Consider the following 16,724-nt stretch of genomic DNA (forward strand, 5'->3'; position numbering starts at 1 on the left):
GCGGCCTGCGGCGGCCACACGGCCCCGCAGGCATGACGACTCATTCCCCCACGCAATAGTGGCTCCACTTTTGGCACCTGACGACTAGGGTATGGCGACTCTATTCGCGTTCAGGACTCGCCATGCACCCTTACTTCTCCCTGCAAGGCCGCACCGCCCTGGTGACCGGCGGAACCCGTGGCATCGGCAAGATGATCGCCAGGGCCTATGTCGAGGCCGGCGCCACGGTCTACGTCTGTGCCCGCGATGCCGAGGCCTGCCAGCAGACCGCCGATGAACTCGGGGCGCTGGGACACTGCCACGCCCTGGCCGCCAATCTCGCGACCGAAGAGGGCGTGCTGGAGCTTGCCACGCGCCTGGGCGGGCTGATCGACCGGCTGGATATCCTGGTCAACAATGCCGGCACCACCTGGGGCGCGCCGCTGGAGAGCTATCCGGTGAAGGGTTGGGAAAAAGTGATGCAACTGAACGTGACGTCGGTATTCAACTGCATCCAGCAATTCCTGCCCTTGCTGCGCAAGGCCGGCTCGGCGCGGAACCCGGCACGCATCATCAATATCGGCTCGGTGGCGGGGATTTCCTCGTTCGGCGAACAGGCCTATGCCTACGGGCCGAGCAAGGCCGCCCTGCACCAGTTGTCGCGAATCCTGGCACGCGAGCTGGTGGGCCAGCACATCAATGTCAATGTGATCGCACCGGGACGCTTTCCGAGCAAGATGACCCAGCATATCGGCAACGACGAACAGGCGCTGGCCGAGGACACCGCGCTGATCCCGATGAAGCGCTGGGGCCGCGAGGAAGAAATGGCGGCACTGGCCATCAGCCTGGCGAGCACCGCCGGTGCCTACATGACCGGGAACATCATCCCGCTGGATGGTGGTTTCAGCCTGTAGATACCTTGGTCAGCAGCTCCATGCGGCGCCTGTGCCGTCCTCTTCGCGGGCAAGCCCGCTCCCACAGGGGCGGCGTCTCGGACACTTATGGGCAAGCCCGCTCCCGCAGGGGCAGGGCCTCGGACATTTGTGGGCATGCCCACTCCCACAGTGGCAGGGCCTTGGACACTTGTGGGAGCGGGCTTGCCCGCGAAGGGGCCATCAGATCAGGCCCTCAGCTCCCGATCAGATCCCGGCCCGCAGCACATCCTCGGGCAACGCCTCGCCGCGCTCGACACTGGCGGCGACACGCTCGATCAGCACGTCCAGGCGATAGCCCTGGGCCTTCAGCCAGGCTTCGTCGTAATAGGTGGTGGCATAACGTTCGCCACCATCACAGAGGATCGCCACGATCGAGCCGCTCTCCCCCGCCTCGACCATCTGCCGCGCCGCCATCAGCGCGCCGATCAGGTTGGTCCCGCTGGAGCCGCCGACCCGCCGTCCCAGGCGTCGTGCCAGGTAATGCATGGCTGCCAGGGACAAGGCATCCGGCACCTTGACCATGGCATCGATAACCTTGGGCAGGAACGACGCCTCGACCCGTGGCCGGCCGATCCCCTCGATACGTGAACCGCATTCCAGGCGCAGGCTGGCGTCGCCGGTCTGATAATACTCGAAGAACACCGAACGCTCGGCATCGGCGCACAACACGCGGGTGCAATGCTGGCGGTAGCGCACATAACGTCCCAGGGTAGCGGTGGTGCCGCCGGTGCCCGGACTGGAAATCAGCCAGCTCGGCTCCGGGTGCCGCTCGAAACGCAACTGCTGGAAAATCGACTCGGCGATATTGTTGTTCGCCCGCCAGTCGGTGGCCCGCTCGGCATAGGTGAACTGGTCCATGAAATGCCCGCCGCTTTCCCGGGCCAGGCGCTCGGACTCGGCATAGATCTGCGTCGGGTCCTGCACCAGATGGCTCTGGCCGCCGTAGAAGGCGATCTGCGCGATCTTCTCCTGGGAGGTGGTCGCCGGCATCACGGCAATGAACGGCAGCCCCAGCAAGCGTGCGAAATAGGCTTCGGAAATCGCCGTCGAACCGCTGGACGCCTCGATTACCGGCGCTCCCGGTTTCAACCAGCCATTACACAGGGCATAGAGAAACAGCGAGCGTGCCAGGCGATGCTTGAGGCTGCCCGTGGGGTGGCTGGACTCGTCCTTGAAGTACAACTCGATGCCCGGCAGGCCCGGTAGCGGCAAGGGAATCAGGTGGGTGTCGGCACTGCGCTGGAAGTCGGCCTCGATGATCCGGATCGCTTCCCGGGCCCACTGTCGATTGTCGCTCATGATCGGTTACTCGTTGGAACGGGCACGCTCGAAGGCGCTGACGAACTGTTGCGCCACTGGCTCTTGGCCAAACCGCTGAAGGAAAAAGGCGGACAGCTCCGCCAGGACTCAACAGCAACTATAGGAAGTTTCCTACAGCCCGCACAGATACAGTGAAGACGCATTTGGACATACAACTGCTAGGCTCCCTTCCATTGATACCTCTATTTTCCGCTTATAATAAAAAAGAATATAACTTTTGTTTTAACAACCAACAGTACGGGTTAGGGTGTCCCACCTTTTGACTTTATCAATGGAGAGCGACCTTGCCTCTGCGTAGCACTTTCACGCGTTTCTTTCAGTTGGAAGCTGCCAGCGGTCTGTTATTGATTGCCGCTGCAGCCCTGGCCCTGATCATCAACAACTCACCGCTGTCGTACCTGTACAACGGCCTGCTGGACGTTCCGGTGGTAGCCCAGGTCGGCGCCTTGAAAATCGCCAAGCCGCTGCTGCTGTGGATCAATGACGGCCTGATGGCGATGTTCTTCCTGCTGATCGGCCTGGAGGTCAAGCGCGAGGTCCTCGAAGGCCATCTGTCCAAGCCTTCGCAGATTGTCCTGCCGGGTGCCGCGGCGATCGGCGGCATGGTCGTGCCGGCGCTGATCTACTGGTTCCTGAACAAGGACAACCCGGCGGCCCTGGGTGGCTGGGCGATCCCCATGGCCACCGATATCGCCTTCGCCCTCGGCGTGCTGGCCCTGCTGGGCAAGCGCGTGCCCGTATCGCTGAAACTGTTCCTGATGACCCTGGCGATCATCGACGACCTCGGCGCGATCATCGTCATCGCGGTGTTCTACTCCAGCGAACTGTCGACCCTGTCGCTGATGCTGGCCGGCGCCTGCCTGGTGGCCCTGATCGCGATGAATCGCCTCGGCGTGGTCAAGCTCGGCCCCTACATGATCATTGGTCTGATCCTCTGGATCTGCGTACTCAAGAGTGGCGTGCACGCGACGCTGGCCGGCGTGACCCTGGCCTTCTGCATCCCCCTGCGCACGAAGAACTCCGAGACGTCGCCACTGCTCAGCCTGGAACATGCGCTGCATCCCTGGGTGGCCTTCGGCATCCTGCCGCTGTTTGCCTTTGCCAACGCCGGTGTGTCGCTGACGGGGGTCAATCTCGACAGCTTCACCCATCACGTACCGCTGGGCATTGCCGCCGGCCTGCTGATCGGCAAGACCGTCGGCGTGTTCGGCCTGACCTGGCTGGCGGTCAAGGCCGGCATGGCCGCACTGCCCAACGGTGCCAACTGGGGCCAGGTGCTCGGTGTGGCGATCCTCTGCGGTATCGGCTTCACCATGAGCCTGTTCGTCGGCTCCCTGGCCTTTGTTCCGGGCAGCAGCGAATACGTCGGCATGGACCGCATGGGCATCCTCACCGGCTCGATCCTTGCCGCGCTGATCGGTTATGCCGTGACAGCCATGGCCAGTCGCCAACCCCAGTGATCGCATAGAGACGGACACGGGGCTTCACTGGCGGCATTCCCACGCAGAGCGTGGGAACGATCGAGCAGTAATCCCCTGAAACAAAAAACCCCGGCCAGTTCCCTGGCCGGGGTTTTCCTTTACAGACTGATCGTCGGATCAGTGGGAAACGCGGCTGGTACCACCCACGGTGGAAATACGTACGCGCTCGCCAACCCGGAAGATTTCGTTCGGCGCCACTTCCTGCACATAGGCACGCAGGCTACCGTCATCTTCACGCACGGTGATTTCCACGCCCTGGGTCTTGGTCAGGCCTTTCTCGGCCATGTTACCCAGGACGCCACCGGCTACCGCACCGATTACCGCGGTGACGATACTGCCGCGGCCGCCGCCGATGGCGCTGCCGCCGACACCACCAACGATCGCACCGGCGCCGGCACCGATTGGCGAGTTGCTGCCTTCGATCTGTACCGGACGCAGGGATTCGATGGTACCCAGGCGGATGGTCTGCACACGACGGGCTTCATCGCGGGAGTAGCTGTCGCCGGTCAGGCTGTTGGTGCAGCCACCGAGCAGCATGGCCATTGTGGAGAAGGAAGCAATCAACAAAACAGACTTACGCATAAGGGCAACTCCAAAAGGACATGACTCAATTAAACTCCGCGGCTTGATCTCTGTCACGGCAGCCGGCGGATAAAATGGTTTTCATTCAGCACCGGTACAGCCGGCGCACAACAAGACTGAGGACAGGGTAGCGTTCTTTCAAGTCGCCCGCCCCGCCTGCCACAAGGACTGTCATGGATTACTTCATCATTGTCATCACTACCGCCGCCGGCTTGTATTTCCACGGCTGGCTGTACATGAGAATCAGACGCTGGATGGACCGCGACCTCGCATTGTCGCTAGCGGGAGACAGCGAAGCACGGCAAAAGTTCATGCTGCAGCGTCTCGACGCCGCCCGAAAGCAGAAGGTGAAGCGCCGGGATCTGCAGCGCTGGCTCGAGGCCGCCGCTGCAGAATATCCCGATCAGGGGGCCAGGCGCGAGCGGCTCCAGCCGTCATCGACCAGACGATAGTCGAGGCGGTCATGCAGGCGGCTGGCACGACCTTGCCAGAACTCGATGCGTTCCGGCAGCAGGCGATAACCTCCCCAGTGTTCCGGGCAATCCGGCTGGGTGTCGCTGAACCGTGCCTGGGTGGCCTTGAGCAACTCCTCCAGTTCGGTACGGTCGGCAATCACCCGGCTCTGCGGTGACGCCCAGGCGCCCAGGCGGCTGCCCAGCGGACGGACCTGGAAGTAGGCATCCGATTCCTGTGGCGAGACCTTGACCACCCGTCCCTCGATCCGCACCTGCCGCTCCAGGCTCGGCCAGAAGAAGGTCATGGCGGCGAACGGCCGCGCCGCCAGTTGCCGGCCCTTGTCGCTTTCGTAGTTGGTGAAGAAGGTAAAGCCCTCTGCATCCAGGCCCTTCAACAACAGGATACGGCAATGCGGACGCCCGTCGGCATCGACGGTCGCCAGGGTCATGGCATTGGCTTCCACCGGCGGCTGCTCGGTCTTCACCGCATCGGCAAACCACTGGTGGAACAGCGCGAACGGCTCGGCCGGGGCCTGGGCCTCGGTGAGACCGTCGCGGGTGTAGTCGCGGCGCATATCGGCCAGGGACTGGGTCATGGTGTTTTCCCTTCTAATCCCGAATCAATCAATCGCGAATCAGTTCTTGGCCGCGCTGTCAGCCGCCGGATCTTTCTTCGCCACTGCCTTGGCCGGTGCGGCTTTCTTGACCGGGGCTTTCTTCGCCGGGGCCTTGGCCGCTGCCTTCTTGGCCGGAGCCTTGGCCTTGGTGGTGGTGGCCGCTTTCTTCGCGACCGGTGCCGGAGCCACTGCCGGCTTGGTGTCCTGTGCCGCCACCAGGGTCGCCGGTGCCAGCGCCGAAGGCGGAATGCTGTACTTGCTCAGCAACGCCACCATGGTGTTCTGCGGGGTCAGGAGGATTTCCATCCGGCGGTTCAGGGCACGACCTTCACTGCTGTCATTGGCCGCGCGCGGCATCACCGAGCCCATGCCACGCAGGATCAGGCGATCGCGCTGCAGGCCGCTGAGGCGGAAAATCGCCGCGACCGACTGGGCGCGTTGCTGGCTCAGGGCCTGGGCTGAGTCGGCACCGGTGCTGTTGTCGCCGTGACCGAGAACCAATACCGCGGTTTTCGGATCGCCTTCAACGGCCTTGGCAATGCGCGAGAAAGGCCCGAGGGTCACGGGCAACAGCATTTCCGGACGCTTCGGATTGTAGGAACCGTCTATCGGGGCAATGATCACCAGGACGTTTTCGCGACGCTCCAGCTTCAGCGAAGAATCCTGGATCGCCGTGCGCAGGCGCGGTTCATAGTCGTCGAGCCAGGCCTGAGTGATTTTCGGATCGGGCATCGGCACGGCCTTGACCGGCGGCTGGGCGGTTTCCTTGGCCTTGTCCGAACTGCCGAACGGCCACCACCAGTGGGTCGCCGGGTCGGCCTGGGGAGCCGGGTTGGTCGCGGCGGCTACCGCGGTCGCCAGGGGCACGGGCTTGTCCTGGGGCTTGGCAGCGACGGCATCCTTTGCCGCGTCCTTCTTGTCGGAAGAGCCGAACGGCCACCAACTGCTGCCGCTGCTCGCTTCAGTTGCCGGGGCGGCAGCGGCTGCCGCTGCGACAGGTGCAGGCGCTGCGGCCTTGGCATCCTTGGCAACCGCAGGGGCGACCGCCTTGGCGTCCTTGGCAGCCGGAGCCGGGGCAACGGCCGGAGCCGTAGAGGCCTGGGCCGCGTCCTTCTCGGCGACCTTGTCGGACGAACCGAACGACCACCAATGGCCTCCATCTGCATTCTGTGGAGTTTGTGCGCAACCGGTAACGGTCAGGCAGATGGCCAGGGCGAGGGACTTATTCGAAGACATTGGAAATCCACAAAATGAGATAGAGAAACAAGGGCACTTAGGAATACAAGGGCACCAAGGCCACGTAAACAGACGCTTTGAAAGCAAAAAAGCCACAGGGTTCCGGCCTGCGGCCTGATGCCGGCATTCTACAGACAGCCGGCAAGAATCCGTACAAGCTTCTGAGCCCGTGGGTCCATGAGAACGTACGGTCCAAGGGTATTTGTCACGAAACCGAAGGCGACATCATGCTCTGGATCAGCAAAGCCGATCGAGCCTCCCGCGCCAGGATGCCCGAAGGCCCTGGAGCCCAGGCCGAACGTGGCATTGGCGACGTCCGGTTGATCGAGCATGCACCCCAGGCCGAAACGGGTCTGGGCCAGCAGGGTCTTGTCCATGCCCAGGCTGTGTTCACGGGTCAACTCGTCGAGCATTTCACCTTCCAGCAGGCTGCCATCCAGCAACCCGCTGTAGAAACCCGCCAGACTGCGTGCATTGCCATGGCCGTTGGCCGCCGGCTGTTGCATGCGCCGCCACTCCGGCTTGTTGGTACTGGTCATGATAGACGGCGGGTTGGTGAACGCACGGGTGGTCATCGCCGTGGGCTCGCGCATGGTCACCTGCAGCAGGCGCTGGGCCGCCGCGTCGCCGACATTGCCCTTGCCGCGGGCAATGTGCGCCACCCGATGGAACTCCGCGTCCGGCAGGCCGACATGAAAATCCAGCCCCAGCGGCCGGGCGATACGCGCGGCAATGGATTCACCCGGGCCACGACCGTCGGCACGGCGCAACAGCTCGCCGACCAGCCAACCGTAGGTGATCGCGGCGTAGCCATGACCGTCACCGGGCGTCCACCAGGGCGCTTCGGCGGCCAGGGCATCGACCATCACCTGCCAGTCATAGAGGGCTTCGGGGGCCAGCAGCTCGCGCAATGCCGGCAACCCGGCCTGATGGCAGAGCAAATGGCGCAACGTGATGGTTTCCTTGCCGGCCGCCGCGAACTCGGGCCAGTAGCGGGCCACCGGAGCGTCCAGTTGCAACTTACCCTCCGCCACCAGTTGCAGCGCGGCGACGGCGGTAAAGGTCTTGGTGCAGGAGAACAGGTTGGCGATGGTGTCGCTGTGCCAGGCCTCGGCACCGTCCTTGTCGGCGGTACCGGCCCAGAGATCGACCACGGTTTCCCCGCCGACCTGGATGCACAATGCCGCACCGCGCTCCTGGGGATCGTCGAAGAGCGCCGCGAACGCCTCGCGCACCGCCTCGAATTGAAGCTCGTAATGACCCTGAATCTGCACCCTTGAATTCCCCCGGGCTAACGCCTGACAAAGTGGGGTGCATTGTTCCAGCGATTGCCCGGTTTGGGAACAGACACAGGTCGGACGATTCGTACCATCGCCCTGTAGGAAAAGTGCCTACAGGGCTACCCGGGTATTGTGAATTCGATCAGTGGCCGTTGCCGGAATGCCCGCCGGCATGGCCCGCGCCCGCCCCGCCGGCACTGCCCGAACGGCCCTTGCCGCCACCACCGTCATGATCGATGCCCTTCGCCGCTTTTTGCTGGGCGTCGACCTTGGCCTTCTCGGCCGCCTTGGCCAGCAGTTCGAGGGCCTGCAGGTTGCTCTTGCGCACGCTCTCGACAAAGCCCTGGAACGGCACATCGGTGATACCGACCAGGCCGAAGTGACCGTTTTCACCGTCCAGCAGACGACCGGTAACGGGTTGGTCGAGGTACTGGAACCAATGCACCCCGACGACAGAAGGCTCACTGACCGCCTGCTTGAGGAAGTTTGCGTAGGCCGGGCCACGGTCTTCTTCCTTCGACAGCTCGGTCACGCCGCCCCAGAACGGGCCACGATCCCGCGAGCCGAAGTTGAACTCGGTGATCAGCACCGGCTTGTCCAGCGTGTCCAGTTGACTGAAGTCGTAACCGTCCTGAGGCTGAAGGGTGTAGAAGTTGAAGCTCAGCACATCGCAATATTGTGCACAGGAGGCCACCGCTTCAGGCGTACTGACGGCAAACCGGCCGCCCAGCAGCAAATGATTCGGCGCGTGCCATTTCAACGAATCGGAAATGGTCTTGAAGTAGGTGTCGGCGAAGACCTTCTGGAAATACTTGAGGTCCGCCTCGATTTCCGGGTGTTCCGGGTTCGGCAACGGCGCCTCGAACCCCGGGTCCTCCATCTGCTCCCAGGTCGGGATATCCACGCCCCAGGCTTTCGACAGGCCCTGCTGGTTGCGGTATTTGTCGCGCAGCTGCTTGAGGAACGCACGCTTGGCCGGAACGTCGGTGGTCATGCGCAAGGTGCCGTAGGCCAGCGCATAACGGGATTTCGGATCATCGCCGGGACCGGCCCAGGCCAGTTCGTTGTCGGCGAAGTAGCCCACCAGCCATGGGTCGTCGCGGTGATCCCGGGCGGCGATGGCGACCGCACGCTCGGTCGCCATGGCAAAGCGCGGATCGAACGGGTCGGGCATGCCGCCCCACCAGTCGCTGCCGGTGCTGATGCTGGCGTAATCGCCGACGATCGACAGCGGCAAGGTGTACGGCACGCGATCGTTCAGGCCCACCGCCGGATCGCTCCAGTTGCCGAGGGTGTTGAAACCCCAGGCCTGCAAGCGGTCGAGAGTGTGGGTTTGCCAGCGCTTGGCGTCAAAGCCCTCGGCACACGCCACCTTCGGCTCGCCTTCCTTGGGTTGTGCACAAGGCTGGCCATAGGTGCGCTGCAGGTTGGCCCCATAGAAGTCGAACCATTTCCCATGGTTGAAGCCGCGCCCGGCATTGGAAGCCAGGGCGACACTGTTATCGCCCTTGCCGTAGTAGCCGGCGAGCGGCTCACCGTCCTTGGGCAATTCGCCGAACATCCATTCGCGACCTTCGACATAGGTCTGCTGGTCGCCGGCGCTCACGGTGTTCACGCCGAGGGAATAGAACGGATGACCTTCCGGCGTCACCAGATACCAGCGGCCGTCATGTTTCTCGGTTCGGAAGAAGCCCGTGGCGTCGAAACTCGGACCCTTGGTCCAACCGCCGAACTTGTCCAGGCCACTGCGCTCGCGCTCGGCCAGCCAGCCCTTCAACTGTTGCGCCTCCTTGTTCGAGGCGGCCTTGAGCTGGTCGTCGGAACTGACCTTTTCCGGCCAGCGGGCGCGGCTGGACTGACCGTAGCCGTCCACCAGCGAACTGTAGGCGGCCTTGATCACATCGTCGCCGTTCTGCACGCCAAAACGCTCCAGGAGGATGTTCTGCGCGACTTTCGGCTTGTCCATCGACAAGGTCACCGACACCACTTGCCTGCGATCCAGCTCACCGCTGCTGCTCGCCAGCAGGATCCGCTGACCATCCACGGTCAGCGGCATCGGCGGGCCGGCGCGCATGCCCTGGCTCAGGGGCGAGAACGGCTGCAACGGTACCAGCAGGGTCTGCGCCGGGCCGGCCGGCAGGTCGACGCGACTGGTGAGGGTCTTGCCGTCGTTGCTCTGGATGGTCACGTAGAGGGTCAGGGCCCAGTCCATGGCACTCTGGATCCGCAGGCTCATCACCCCCGACTGCGACCAGTCCCAGGCACCGCTCTGCGGCGTCAGGCGCAGGCTCGGCTGGGCGCTCGGGCTGAAGGTGACACGCCGCAGCACTTCACCTTCGGCGGTCTGTTCGGCATTGGCTTGCGGCAGGTCGGTGCCGTTGGTCACCACCTGCACCACATCGGCCGGACGAACGAAATTGAACAGCGTCTGCTGACCGGCGGGCGCGGCCAGCAGCGGCGCGGCGAACAACAGAGCAAAAACGGCGGGCAGCGTACGGCGAATCATATGAATCATTTTCTCCCTAACGGCCGGTCAAGGGCCTGCGTGGCGCTGGTAAAGCGCCACCCATAGACAACGAAATAGGCGATTTGACCTACATCACACTAAGAAATTTCACGACGGAATGGCGGCAAGGCATTGAGGATAGCCTTGCCGTAGCGCTGGGTGACCAGACGCCGGTCGAGCAAGGTGATGATGCCCCGGTCCTGCTCCGTGCGCAGCAGCCGGCCACAGGCCTGGACCAGCTTGAGCGAGGCGTCCGGCACGGAGATTTCCATGAACGGGTTGCCGCCACGGGCTTCGATCCATTCGGCGAGGGCGGCTTCCACCGGATCGTCCGGCACCGAGAACGGGATCTTGGCGATCACCACGTGTTCGCAGTAGGCACCCGGCAAGTCGACGCCCTCGGCGAAGCTCGCCAGGCCGAACAGCACGCTGGAGTCCCCGCCATCGACCCGCGCCTTGTGCTTGTTGAGGGTTTCCTGCTTGGACAGGTTGCCCTGGATGAACACCTGCTTGCGCCAGTCGCGATCCAGGCCGTCGAACACGTCCTGCATCTGCTTGCGCGAGGAAAACAGCACCAGCGTGCCCTTGGAACCTTCGACCAGCTCCGGCAGGTCACGGATGATCGCCGCCGTGTGGGCCATGGCATCCCGAGGGTCGGCCTTGAGGTCCGGCACCCGCAACACGCCGGCATCGGCGTGGTGGAAAGGACTGGGCACCACCGCCGTCACGGCTTTCTTCGGCAAGCCGGCGCGCATGCGGAAACGGTCGAAGGTGCCGAGGGCGGTCAGGGTCGCCGAGGTCACCAGGGCACCGTAGGCCACATTCCACAGGTTGCGCCGGAGCATTTCCGCCGCCAGGATCGGGCTGGCATTGACCTCGATATCGAACAGCGCACCGCTTTCCGCCAGGCTCAGCCAGCGGGCCATGGGCGGGTTGTCTTCCGGATCCTCGACGGTGAACGCGGTCCACAGCTCCCAGTTGCCCTGGGCCCGGGACAACAGGCTGCCGAACAGCGGGTACCACTCCTCGGCCTGGTTGCTGGTGATCCCGATATTGACCTCACCGTCCATGCCTTCCTTCAGCAGTTCGGTCAGGCGGGTAAAGATGTCATTGAGGCGGGCAAAACCCTTCTTCAACTCGATGCCCATTTCCCGCAGGTGATCCGGGATCAGCCCGCCGACAAAGCGATGGCGCGGCCGCTCGCGGCCTTCCACATCCTCACCGGTCTTGAAGTCGGCCAGTTGCTCGCAGGCGGTGAACATGAACTGCTGGTGGGTCTTGATCTCCCGGGCCAGCTCCGGAACCTGCTCGATCAGCTTGCCCAGGTCACCCGGCAGCGGATGCTGGGCGAGCAGTTTGGTCAGGTTCTTGGCGGTCTGCTCCAGCCAGTCGGCCGTGGAGCGCAGGCGCGTGTAATGGGCGAAGTGGCCGATGGCCTTGTCCGGCAGGTGATGGCCTTCGTCGAACACATACAAGGTGTCGCGCGGGTCCGGCAACACCGCACCACCGCCCAGGGCAAGGTCGGCGAGGACCATGTCATGGTTGGTCACGATCACATCGACCTTGCCCATCCCCTCGCGGGCCTTGTAGAAGGCGCACTGGCCGAAGTTGGGGCAATGGCGGTTGGTGCACTGGCTGTGATCGGTGGTCAGGCGCGCCCAGTCGGCGTCTTCCAGCGCATTCGGCCAACTGTCGCGATCGCCATCCCATTTGTTGCCGGCCAGTTTCTCGATCATGCTGGTGAACAGCTTCTGGCTGGCCTCATCCACCTCGATCTTGAAGCCTTCTTCCTCGAACAACTGGGCCGTCGCGGTCTGCGCGTGGCCTTCCTGCAACAGCATGTCGAGCTTGGACAGGCACATGTAGCGCCCGCGCCCCTTGGCCAGGGCGAAGCTGAAATTCAGCCCGCTGTTGCGCATCAGGTCGGGCAGGTCCTTGTAGACGATCTGTTCCTGCAGGGCGACGGTGGCCGTGGCGATCACCAGGCGCTTGCCGGCGGCCTTGGCGGTGGGGATCGCCGCCAGGCTGTAGGCCACGGTCTTGCCGGTACCGGTGCCGGCTTCGACGGCAACCACGGCCGGCTCGCCATCGCGGCGGCCTTCATCATCGGTGTCGATATCGCCGAGCACCTTCGCCACTTCTGCGATCATCAGACGCTGACCGTAGCGGGGTTTCAGGTTCTTGGCTTCGAGGAAACGCGAGTAGGCGCCCTGGATCGTGGTTTTGAGTTCGGTGCTGATCATGAGTCTTCGGGCGCGAAAAACGCTGGATAAATTTTCAGTGGTTCGAATGGCCGCTATCATACCCCGCTAATTCATCCCGCGCCGAACGGAGTACCCGAATGACCGCTTTTGCACTCGTCTATACCCTGCATCTGCTGGCCGCCCTGATCTGGGTCGGCGGCATGTTCTTCGCCTGGATGATCCTGCGTCCGGCGGCAATGGCCGCGCTTGAAGGCCCCGCCCGCCTGAAATTGTGGGTCCAGGTGTTTCAGCGCTTCTTCGTCTGGGTCTGGGTGGCGGTGGTGATCCTGCCGATCAGCGGCGTGGGCCTGATCCAGCTGCGTTTCAGCGGGTTCGAGACCGCGCCGCGGTATGTGCAGGTGATGATGGGGCTGTATATCGTGATGCTGGCGCTGTTTCTTCGTATCCAGTCATTGCAACTGCCGGAACTGCGCAAGGCGGTGGAAGCCGAACAGTGGGCCGAAGGCGCCGCCGCGCTGGGGCGGATTCGCCGCCTGGTGGGAATCAATCTGCTGATCGGCCTGGCGCTGGTGGCGATCGTCGCGGCGCGCCCGACCTTCTGAGAAAAGCCAACGCCTGATGCTGATCGTTCCCACGCTCTGCCTGGGAACGATCGACTCCCCCCTGTGGGAGCGGGCTTGCCCGCGAATGGTCGTCGAAGCGGCTCAAAGACGCTGGATGGTCACACTACCCGGCTCGCCCTGGGGCCCCGGCTGACCCGCCAGGCCAGGACGCCCGGACTTGCCACCGTCGGTCTTGTAGATAAAGCAGCCCTTGGACTTGCCGCCTGCACCCGGACGTCCCGCCGCACCTGCCGCGCCGCCGGCACCGCCCTCGACCTGGACCTTGATCTGCTCGGCCGGGTAGTCCCGTGGCAGTTCGACCCGAACCTGCGCCCCAGGCGCACCCGGACGGCCATCGCCGCCATTGTCACCATCGGCACCGCGACCGGCCTGGCCCCAGGTGCAACCCGGCTCCTCGCCATTGGCGCCATCGAGCCCGACATAACCCGGAATGCCGGTACCTCCACGGGCATCCACCGACAACAACGGTCCGCTCAGGGCATCGATCCGCAGGTTCAGGTTGCGACCTGGCAGCGGCGCCTTCTGGTAGCTGCCCGGGGCTCCCCGCGCGGTAATCTGGCTGCCGCTGCCGAGATCGGCGCGCCCGGCCCTGAGTTCGAAACTCTGTTCGCTGGGCACGATGGCGATGCGCGCCTCGCGCCCCAGGTGCAGTTCGCCCACGCTCAACCGGGTGATACTTGCCGGCACCAGCAGCGTACCATGGTCGGCCACGTCCAGGCGCTCCAGCTGCAACACACTGGTATTGCCCGGCAGGCGTACCAGGGAGTTGGCTTCAACGGTCACGACCTGGGCATACGCCAGCGGGCTGCACAGCGCCGCCAATAGACACAAACTACGCATGGCTGACTTCCTCGCGAGCCGGCAACGGCAGGATCTGCAGGTGGAACATACCGAACAGCAGGATCTGCGCCCGGTCACGCCAGGGCTGTGGCCGATCTTGCAGGCTGCCGTTGAACAGCAGTATCTCGAGCAGATGGGTCAGCAACAGCAGGCTCCCGGCCAGATTCACCAATAAACGAAACGGGCTGACCAGCGGATTCACCAGGTTGACCAGCACCACCAGCCAAAACAGCAGCGTCAGGACCTTCCCCAACCCCCAAAGCACCTTCATACGCCCCCCTTGGTACATTATTCTTTGGGCGCACAGTAACGGCTTGCACGGGCAATTTGCCAGTGGGCCCGGAAAATTATTCTCCAGCGGTCGCCTTGCCCGCCAGTTCGACGAAATTCATCGCTCCAGAGCGGTTGTCGAGCCATCGACCGCGCCCCTGCAGCGCGCCTGCGCGACCCGCCTGGAGATTTCCGGAACCGCGCTCTAGGCCGGGCCGTTCGAGCAGGCTAGTCTTTGCAGTTCTGATTGAGGATTTTCGATGACCGAGAGCATTTCTTCGCGCACGCCGCAGCAAGCCCTGGCGGCTCTCCTGGACCGCTATGCACCGCAGAACCTGCTGCTGGTCGGCGCAGGCAGCTTTCCGGCGCTCGAGGCGTTCCAGGCGGCGCACCCGCAGACCCAGGTCGCCCTCGCCGAACCCGGCGCCCTGCCGGCCGACCTGGCGGCACGGCGCTTCGACCTCGCGCTGGTGGTCGATTGCCTCGAACACCTGCCCAAGCGCGCCGGCCGGGAACTGCTGGGCGGCATTCGCAACCTCAACGCCAGTCGCATCGCGGTGTTGGTGGACATGCCGGCCAGTGGCTGGCAGGACAGCGACTTCTTTGCCCTGGCCCTGCAAAGCAGCGAGCGTTTCCAGCGCGACCAGCAGGTACTGACGCTGTTCACCTACGATCTGCGGGAATACAAACAGGTGCCGGACTGGCTCAACGCCAAGTTCTGGGCCAACCCGGAAAACTTCGGCAAGTACTGGTGGTAATCCGATGAGTACATCCATTTGCCCCTGCGGCAGCGGCAACCTGCTGGACGCCTGCTGCGGCCACTACCATGCGGGCCATCCCGCGCCCTGCGCCGAGGCGCTGATGCGCTCGCGCTACAGCGCCTACGTGCTGGGCCTGGTCGATTACCTGGTGGCGACCACGCTGCCCAGCCAGCAGAACGGCCTGGATCGCCAGTCCATTGCCGACTGGAGCGCGCAAAGCACCTGGCTGGGCCTGCAGGTGGAAAGCTCGGAGGTCTTCGGCGGCCAACCCGAGCACGCCTTCGTGACCTTTACCGCGCGCTGGCATGACAACGGCGGCGAACACAGCCATCGCGAGCGCTCATCCTTCGTGCAGAACACGGGCCGCTGGTATTTCATCGACCCGACCGTCCCGCTCAAGGCCGGACGCAATGATGCCTGCCCCTGTGGCAGCGGGCAGAAATACAAGAAGTGCTGTTCGAGCTACCTGCTCAGCTGAGCTTCAGGTGCGACGTATCGGGCACCGCTGCCGCAGGCGGCGCGGGTAGCTGGCCCATGTCGCTGCCCACCGGCGCCACGCTGAACGCCGACAGGTCGAGGACCGGTGCAACGGGCGCCGGCTTGGGGTCCTGCACATCGCTGCCGACCTCGGCGATCGCATAATCCGGCGCATCGACCTCGCTGAAGGCGGCCATATAGGCATCCCGCGGCACTACCCGGGCCCGCCCGATCGGCCCGGGAGCAGCGGTCATCTCGATCTCTTCCATCGGCATCTCGAGCACAGAGACCACCGCACCGGCGCGCTCGATGGTCGCCCGGTACTTCTCGGCGGCGGCGGCATCGAGATTGTTCTTCAGGACCAGGCGGCGCCCGGAAAACAGCAGTTCGATACGCTGGGCATCGGCCTGGAACAGCCGCGCCAGGTTGCTCCTGACCTGCTCGACCGGGGCACCGGGGACCAGTTCGCCGCTGAAGACAATCTCGTAAAGACTCATGACCACACTCCTGTGCGCCGGGCTCGGTTCCGTTGCGCGAATGACCGGCAGTATCGCCCAGGTGGTTTTGCCATCACAACCTGGCAACGCTTGGCCCGCCGGCTTGCTAGACTGAGTTTTCGGCGGGAGGAATGTATGTACTCACGGACACGCTGTACCCTTGGCCAAGTGAAGCTTGACCCAGCGAGGCTTGGCCCGGTGCTGCTTGGCCTGGCAATGCTGCTGGCGCTGTCCGGCTGCGCGTCCTGGCTCGATGCCGGCCCCCGTGACCCCGAAGTGCACCTGGTGCGGGTGGAACTGGTCAAGGCCAAGCTGCTGCAGCAGAAATTCAAGCTGCATTTTCGCGTTGACAACCCCAACGACAACACCCTGACCGTGCGCGGGCTGCGCTATCGGATCTATCTGGACCAGTGGTTGCTCGCCGAAGGTGAGTCCGACGAGTGGCTGACGGTGGAGCCCAACAGCCGGGCGTTTTTCGTCGTGCCGATACGAACCAATCTCTGGCAGCACATGAAGCCCCTGGCCAAGCGCCTGGAAAAACCCGACCAGCCGATCCCCTATCGCCTGGAGGGCGAGCTGAAAACCGGATTATTCATCGGCTATGACGTGCACCTGGAGCGCAAAGGCGAGATAATTCCCGGCGATTTAATTTCGGAGTAGT

At 63.9% G+C, this 16,724-nt stretch carries 17 protein-coding genes; 7 read left to right on the forward strand and 10 right to left on the reverse strand.

Annotated features, from left to right (window positions below; all coding sequences use genetic code 11):
- The first annotated feature begins 122 nt into the window (after positions 1-122).
- Complete coding sequence (locus KI243_RS26030; protein WP_017126263.1) at positions 123-893, forward strand: SDR family oxidoreductase; 771 nt, start codon at positions 123-125, stop codon at positions 891-893.
- A 225-nt stretch (positions 894-1,118) separates the two neighbouring features.
- Here the strand turns inward: KI243_RS26030 and KI243_RS26035 are convergent, their stop codons facing one another.
- Positions 1,119-2,216, reverse strand: a complete 1,098-nt coding sequence (locus KI243_RS26035) for a PLP-dependent cysteine synthase family protein (RefSeq protein ID WP_177116434.1) — start codon at positions 2,214-2,216, stop codon at positions 1,119-1,121.
- A gap of 302 nt (positions 2,217-2,518) precedes the next feature.
- Between KI243_RS26035 and nhaA the strand changes: the two genes are divergently transcribed.
- Positions 2,519-3,694: a Na+/H+ antiporter NhaA gene (gene nhaA, locus KI243_RS26040; RefSeq protein WP_017126265.1), complete on the forward strand. Its 1,176-nt coding sequence runs from the start codon at positions 2,519-2,521 to the stop codon at positions 3,692-3,694.
- A 138-nt stretch (positions 3,695-3,832) separates the two neighbouring features.
- On the opposite strand, the gene KI243_RS26045 is transcribed toward nhaA, so the two are convergent.
- Positions 3,833-4,297, reverse strand: a complete 465-nt coding sequence (locus KI243_RS26045) for a glycine zipper 2TM domain-containing protein (protein WP_042935318.1) — start codon at positions 4,295-4,297, stop codon at positions 3,833-3,835.
- Between the two features lie 173 nt (positions 4,298-4,470).
- On the opposite strand from KI243_RS26045, the gene KI243_RS26050 reads away from it, so the two are divergent.
- Positions 4,471-4,749, forward strand: coding sequence for a hypothetical protein (locus KI243_RS26050; protein ID WP_017126267.1), 279 nt, complete (start codon positions 4,471-4,473; stop codon positions 4,747-4,749).
- On the opposite strand, the gene pdxH is transcribed toward KI243_RS26050, so the two are convergent.
- The 5 genes from pdxH to dinG all read right to left on the reverse strand — a co-directional run bounded on the left by pdxH (position 4,701) and on the right by dinG (position 12,634).
- Positions 4,701-5,348 (reverse strand): pyridoxamine 5'-phosphate oxidase, encoded by a 648-nt coding sequence (gene pdxH, locus KI243_RS26055; protein WP_017126268.1) that lies wholly within the window; start codon positions 5,346-5,348, stop codon positions 4,701-4,703. The genes KI243_RS26050 and pdxH overlap by 49 nt on opposite strands.
- A gap of 39 nt (positions 5,349-5,387) precedes the next feature.
- Positions 5,388-6,605 (reverse strand): OmpA family protein, encoded by a 1,218-nt coding sequence (locus KI243_RS26060; protein ID WP_212810061.1) that lies wholly within the window; start codon positions 6,603-6,605, stop codon positions 5,388-5,390.
- 128 nt (positions 6,606-6,733) lie between these two features.
- Positions 6,734-7,879, reverse strand: a complete 1,146-nt coding sequence (locus KI243_RS26065) for a serine hydrolase domain-containing protein (RefSeq protein WP_212810062.1) — start codon at positions 7,877-7,879, stop codon at positions 6,734-6,736.
- 148 nt (positions 7,880-8,027) lie between these two features.
- Positions 8,028-10,391 (reverse strand): beta-galactosidase, encoded by a 2,364-nt coding sequence (locus KI243_RS26070; protein WP_177084414.1) that lies wholly within the window; start codon positions 10,389-10,391, stop codon positions 8,028-8,030.
- Between the two features lie 98 nt (positions 10,392-10,489).
- Positions 10,490-12,634 carry an ATP-dependent DNA helicase DinG gene (gene dinG / locus KI243_RS26075; RefSeq protein ID WP_017126272.1) on the reverse strand — a complete coding sequence of 715 codons (2,145 nt, stop codon included), beginning with the start codon at positions 12,632-12,634 and terminating at the stop codon, positions 10,490-10,492.
- A gap of 98 nt (positions 12,635-12,732) precedes the next feature.
- Here dinG and KI243_RS26080 point away from each other — a divergent pair, with 98 nt between their 5' ends.
- Positions 12,733-13,197, forward strand: a complete 465-nt coding sequence (locus KI243_RS26080) for a DUF2269 family protein (RefSeq protein WP_017126273.1) — start codon at positions 12,733-12,735, stop codon at positions 13,195-13,197.
- Positions 13,198-13,299: 102 nt separating this feature from the next.
- On the opposite strand, the gene KI243_RS26085 is transcribed toward KI243_RS26080, so the two are convergent.
- Together KI243_RS26085 and KI243_RS26090 are read right to left on the reverse strand one after the other, a co-directional pair.
- Complete coding sequence (locus KI243_RS26085; protein ID WP_042935319.1) at positions 13,300-14,058, reverse strand: hypothetical protein; 759 nt, start codon at positions 14,056-14,058, stop codon at positions 13,300-13,302.
- Positions 14,051-14,329, reverse strand: a complete 279-nt coding sequence (locus tag KI243_RS26090) for a DUF1145 domain-containing protein (protein ID WP_017126275.1) — start codon at positions 14,327-14,329, stop codon at positions 14,051-14,053. Before KI243_RS26090 ends, KI243_RS26085 begins: the two co-directional genes overlap by 8 nt.
- 259 nt (positions 14,330-14,588) lie before the next feature.
- Between KI243_RS26090 and KI243_RS26095 the strand changes: the two genes are divergently transcribed.
- A complete protein-coding gene (locus tag KI243_RS26095) occupies positions 14,589-15,086 on the forward strand; it encodes a DUF6231 family protein (protein ID WP_017126276.1) in 498 nt (165 codons plus the stop codon).
- A 4-nt stretch (positions 15,087-15,090) separates the two neighbouring features.
- A complete protein-coding gene (locus KI243_RS26100; RefSeq protein WP_017126277.1) occupies positions 15,091-15,567 on the forward strand; it encodes a YchJ family protein in 477 nt (158 codons plus the stop codon).
- Here the strand turns inward: KI243_RS26100 and KI243_RS26105 are convergent.
- Positions 15,560-16,063, reverse strand: coding sequence for a hypothetical protein (locus KI243_RS26105; RefSeq protein WP_178989943.1), 504 nt, complete (start codon positions 16,061-16,063; stop codon positions 15,560-15,562). The two genes, KI243_RS26100 and KI243_RS26105, sit on opposite strands and share 8 nt — an antisense overlap.
- A gap of 216 nt (positions 16,064-16,279) precedes the next feature.
- Between KI243_RS26105 and KI243_RS26110 the strand changes: the two genes are divergently transcribed.
- Positions 16,280-16,723, forward strand: a complete 444-nt coding sequence (locus tag KI243_RS26110; RefSeq protein ID WP_017126279.1) for an LEA type 2 family protein — start codon at positions 16,280-16,282, stop codon at positions 16,721-16,723.
- The last annotated feature ends 1 nt before the right edge of the window (position 16,724 follow it).

The sequence above is a fragment of the Pseudomonas sp. Ost2 genome (assembly GCF_018326065.1).
Classification (GTDB): domain Bacteria; phylum Pseudomonadota; class Gammaproteobacteria; order Pseudomonadales; family Pseudomonadaceae; genus Aquipseudomonas; species Aquipseudomonas gingeri.

Excerpts from the sequence above, each read along its gene's own strand:
- KI243_RS26030 (WP_017126263.1), top strand. The coding sequence starts at position 123 with ATGCACCCTTACTTCTCCCTGCAAGGCCGCACCGCCCTGGTGACCGGC.
- KI243_RS26045 (WP_042935318.1), bottom strand. The coding sequence starts at position 4,297 with ATGCGTAAGTCTGTTTTGTTGATTGCTTCCTTCTCCACAATGGCCATG.
- KI243_RS26050 (WP_017126267.1), top strand. The coding sequence starts at position 4,471 with ATGGATTACTTCATCATTGTCATCACTACCGCCGCCGGCTTGTATTTC.
- pdxH (WP_017126268.1), bottom strand. The coding sequence starts at position 5,348 with ATGACCCAGTCCCTGGCCGATATGCGCCGCGACTACACCCGCGACGGT.
- KI243_RS26060 (WP_212810061.1), bottom strand. The coding sequence starts at position 6,605 with ATGTCTTCGAATAAGTCCCTCGCCCTGGCCATCTGCCTGACCGTTACC.
- KI243_RS26070 (WP_177084414.1), bottom strand. The coding sequence starts at position 10,391 with ATGATTCGCCGTACGCTGCCCGCCGTTTTTGCTCTGTTGTTCGCCGCG.
- dinG (WP_017126272.1), bottom strand. The coding sequence starts at position 12,634 with ATGATCAGCACCGAACTCAAAACCACGATCCAGGGCGCCTACTCGCGT.
- KI243_RS26080 (WP_017126273.1), top strand. The coding sequence starts at position 12,733 with ATGACCGCTTTTGCACTCGTCTATACCCTGCATCTGCTGGCCGCCCTG.
- KI243_RS26085 (WP_042935319.1), bottom strand. The coding sequence starts at position 14,058 with ATGCGTAGTTTGTGTCTATTGGCGGCGCTGTGCAGCCCGCTGGCGTAT.
- KI243_RS26090 (WP_017126275.1), bottom strand. The coding sequence starts at position 14,329 with ATGAAGGTGCTTTGGGGGTTGGGGAAGGTCCTGACGCTGCTGTTTTGG.
- KI243_RS26095 (WP_017126276.1), top strand. The coding sequence starts at position 14,589 with ATGACCGAGAGCATTTCTTCGCGCACGCCGCAGCAAGCCCTGGCGGCT.
- KI243_RS26100 (WP_017126277.1), top strand. The coding sequence starts at position 15,091 with ATGAGTACATCCATTTGCCCCTGCGGCAGCGGCAACCTGCTGGACGCC.
- KI243_RS26105 (WP_178989943.1), bottom strand. The coding sequence starts at position 16,063 with ATGAGTCTTTACGAGATTGTCTTCAGCGGCGAACTGGTCCCCGGTGCC.
- KI243_RS26110 (WP_017126279.1), top strand. The coding sequence starts at position 16,280 with ATGCTGCTGGCGCTGTCCGGCTGCGCGTCCTGGCTCGATGCCGGCCCC.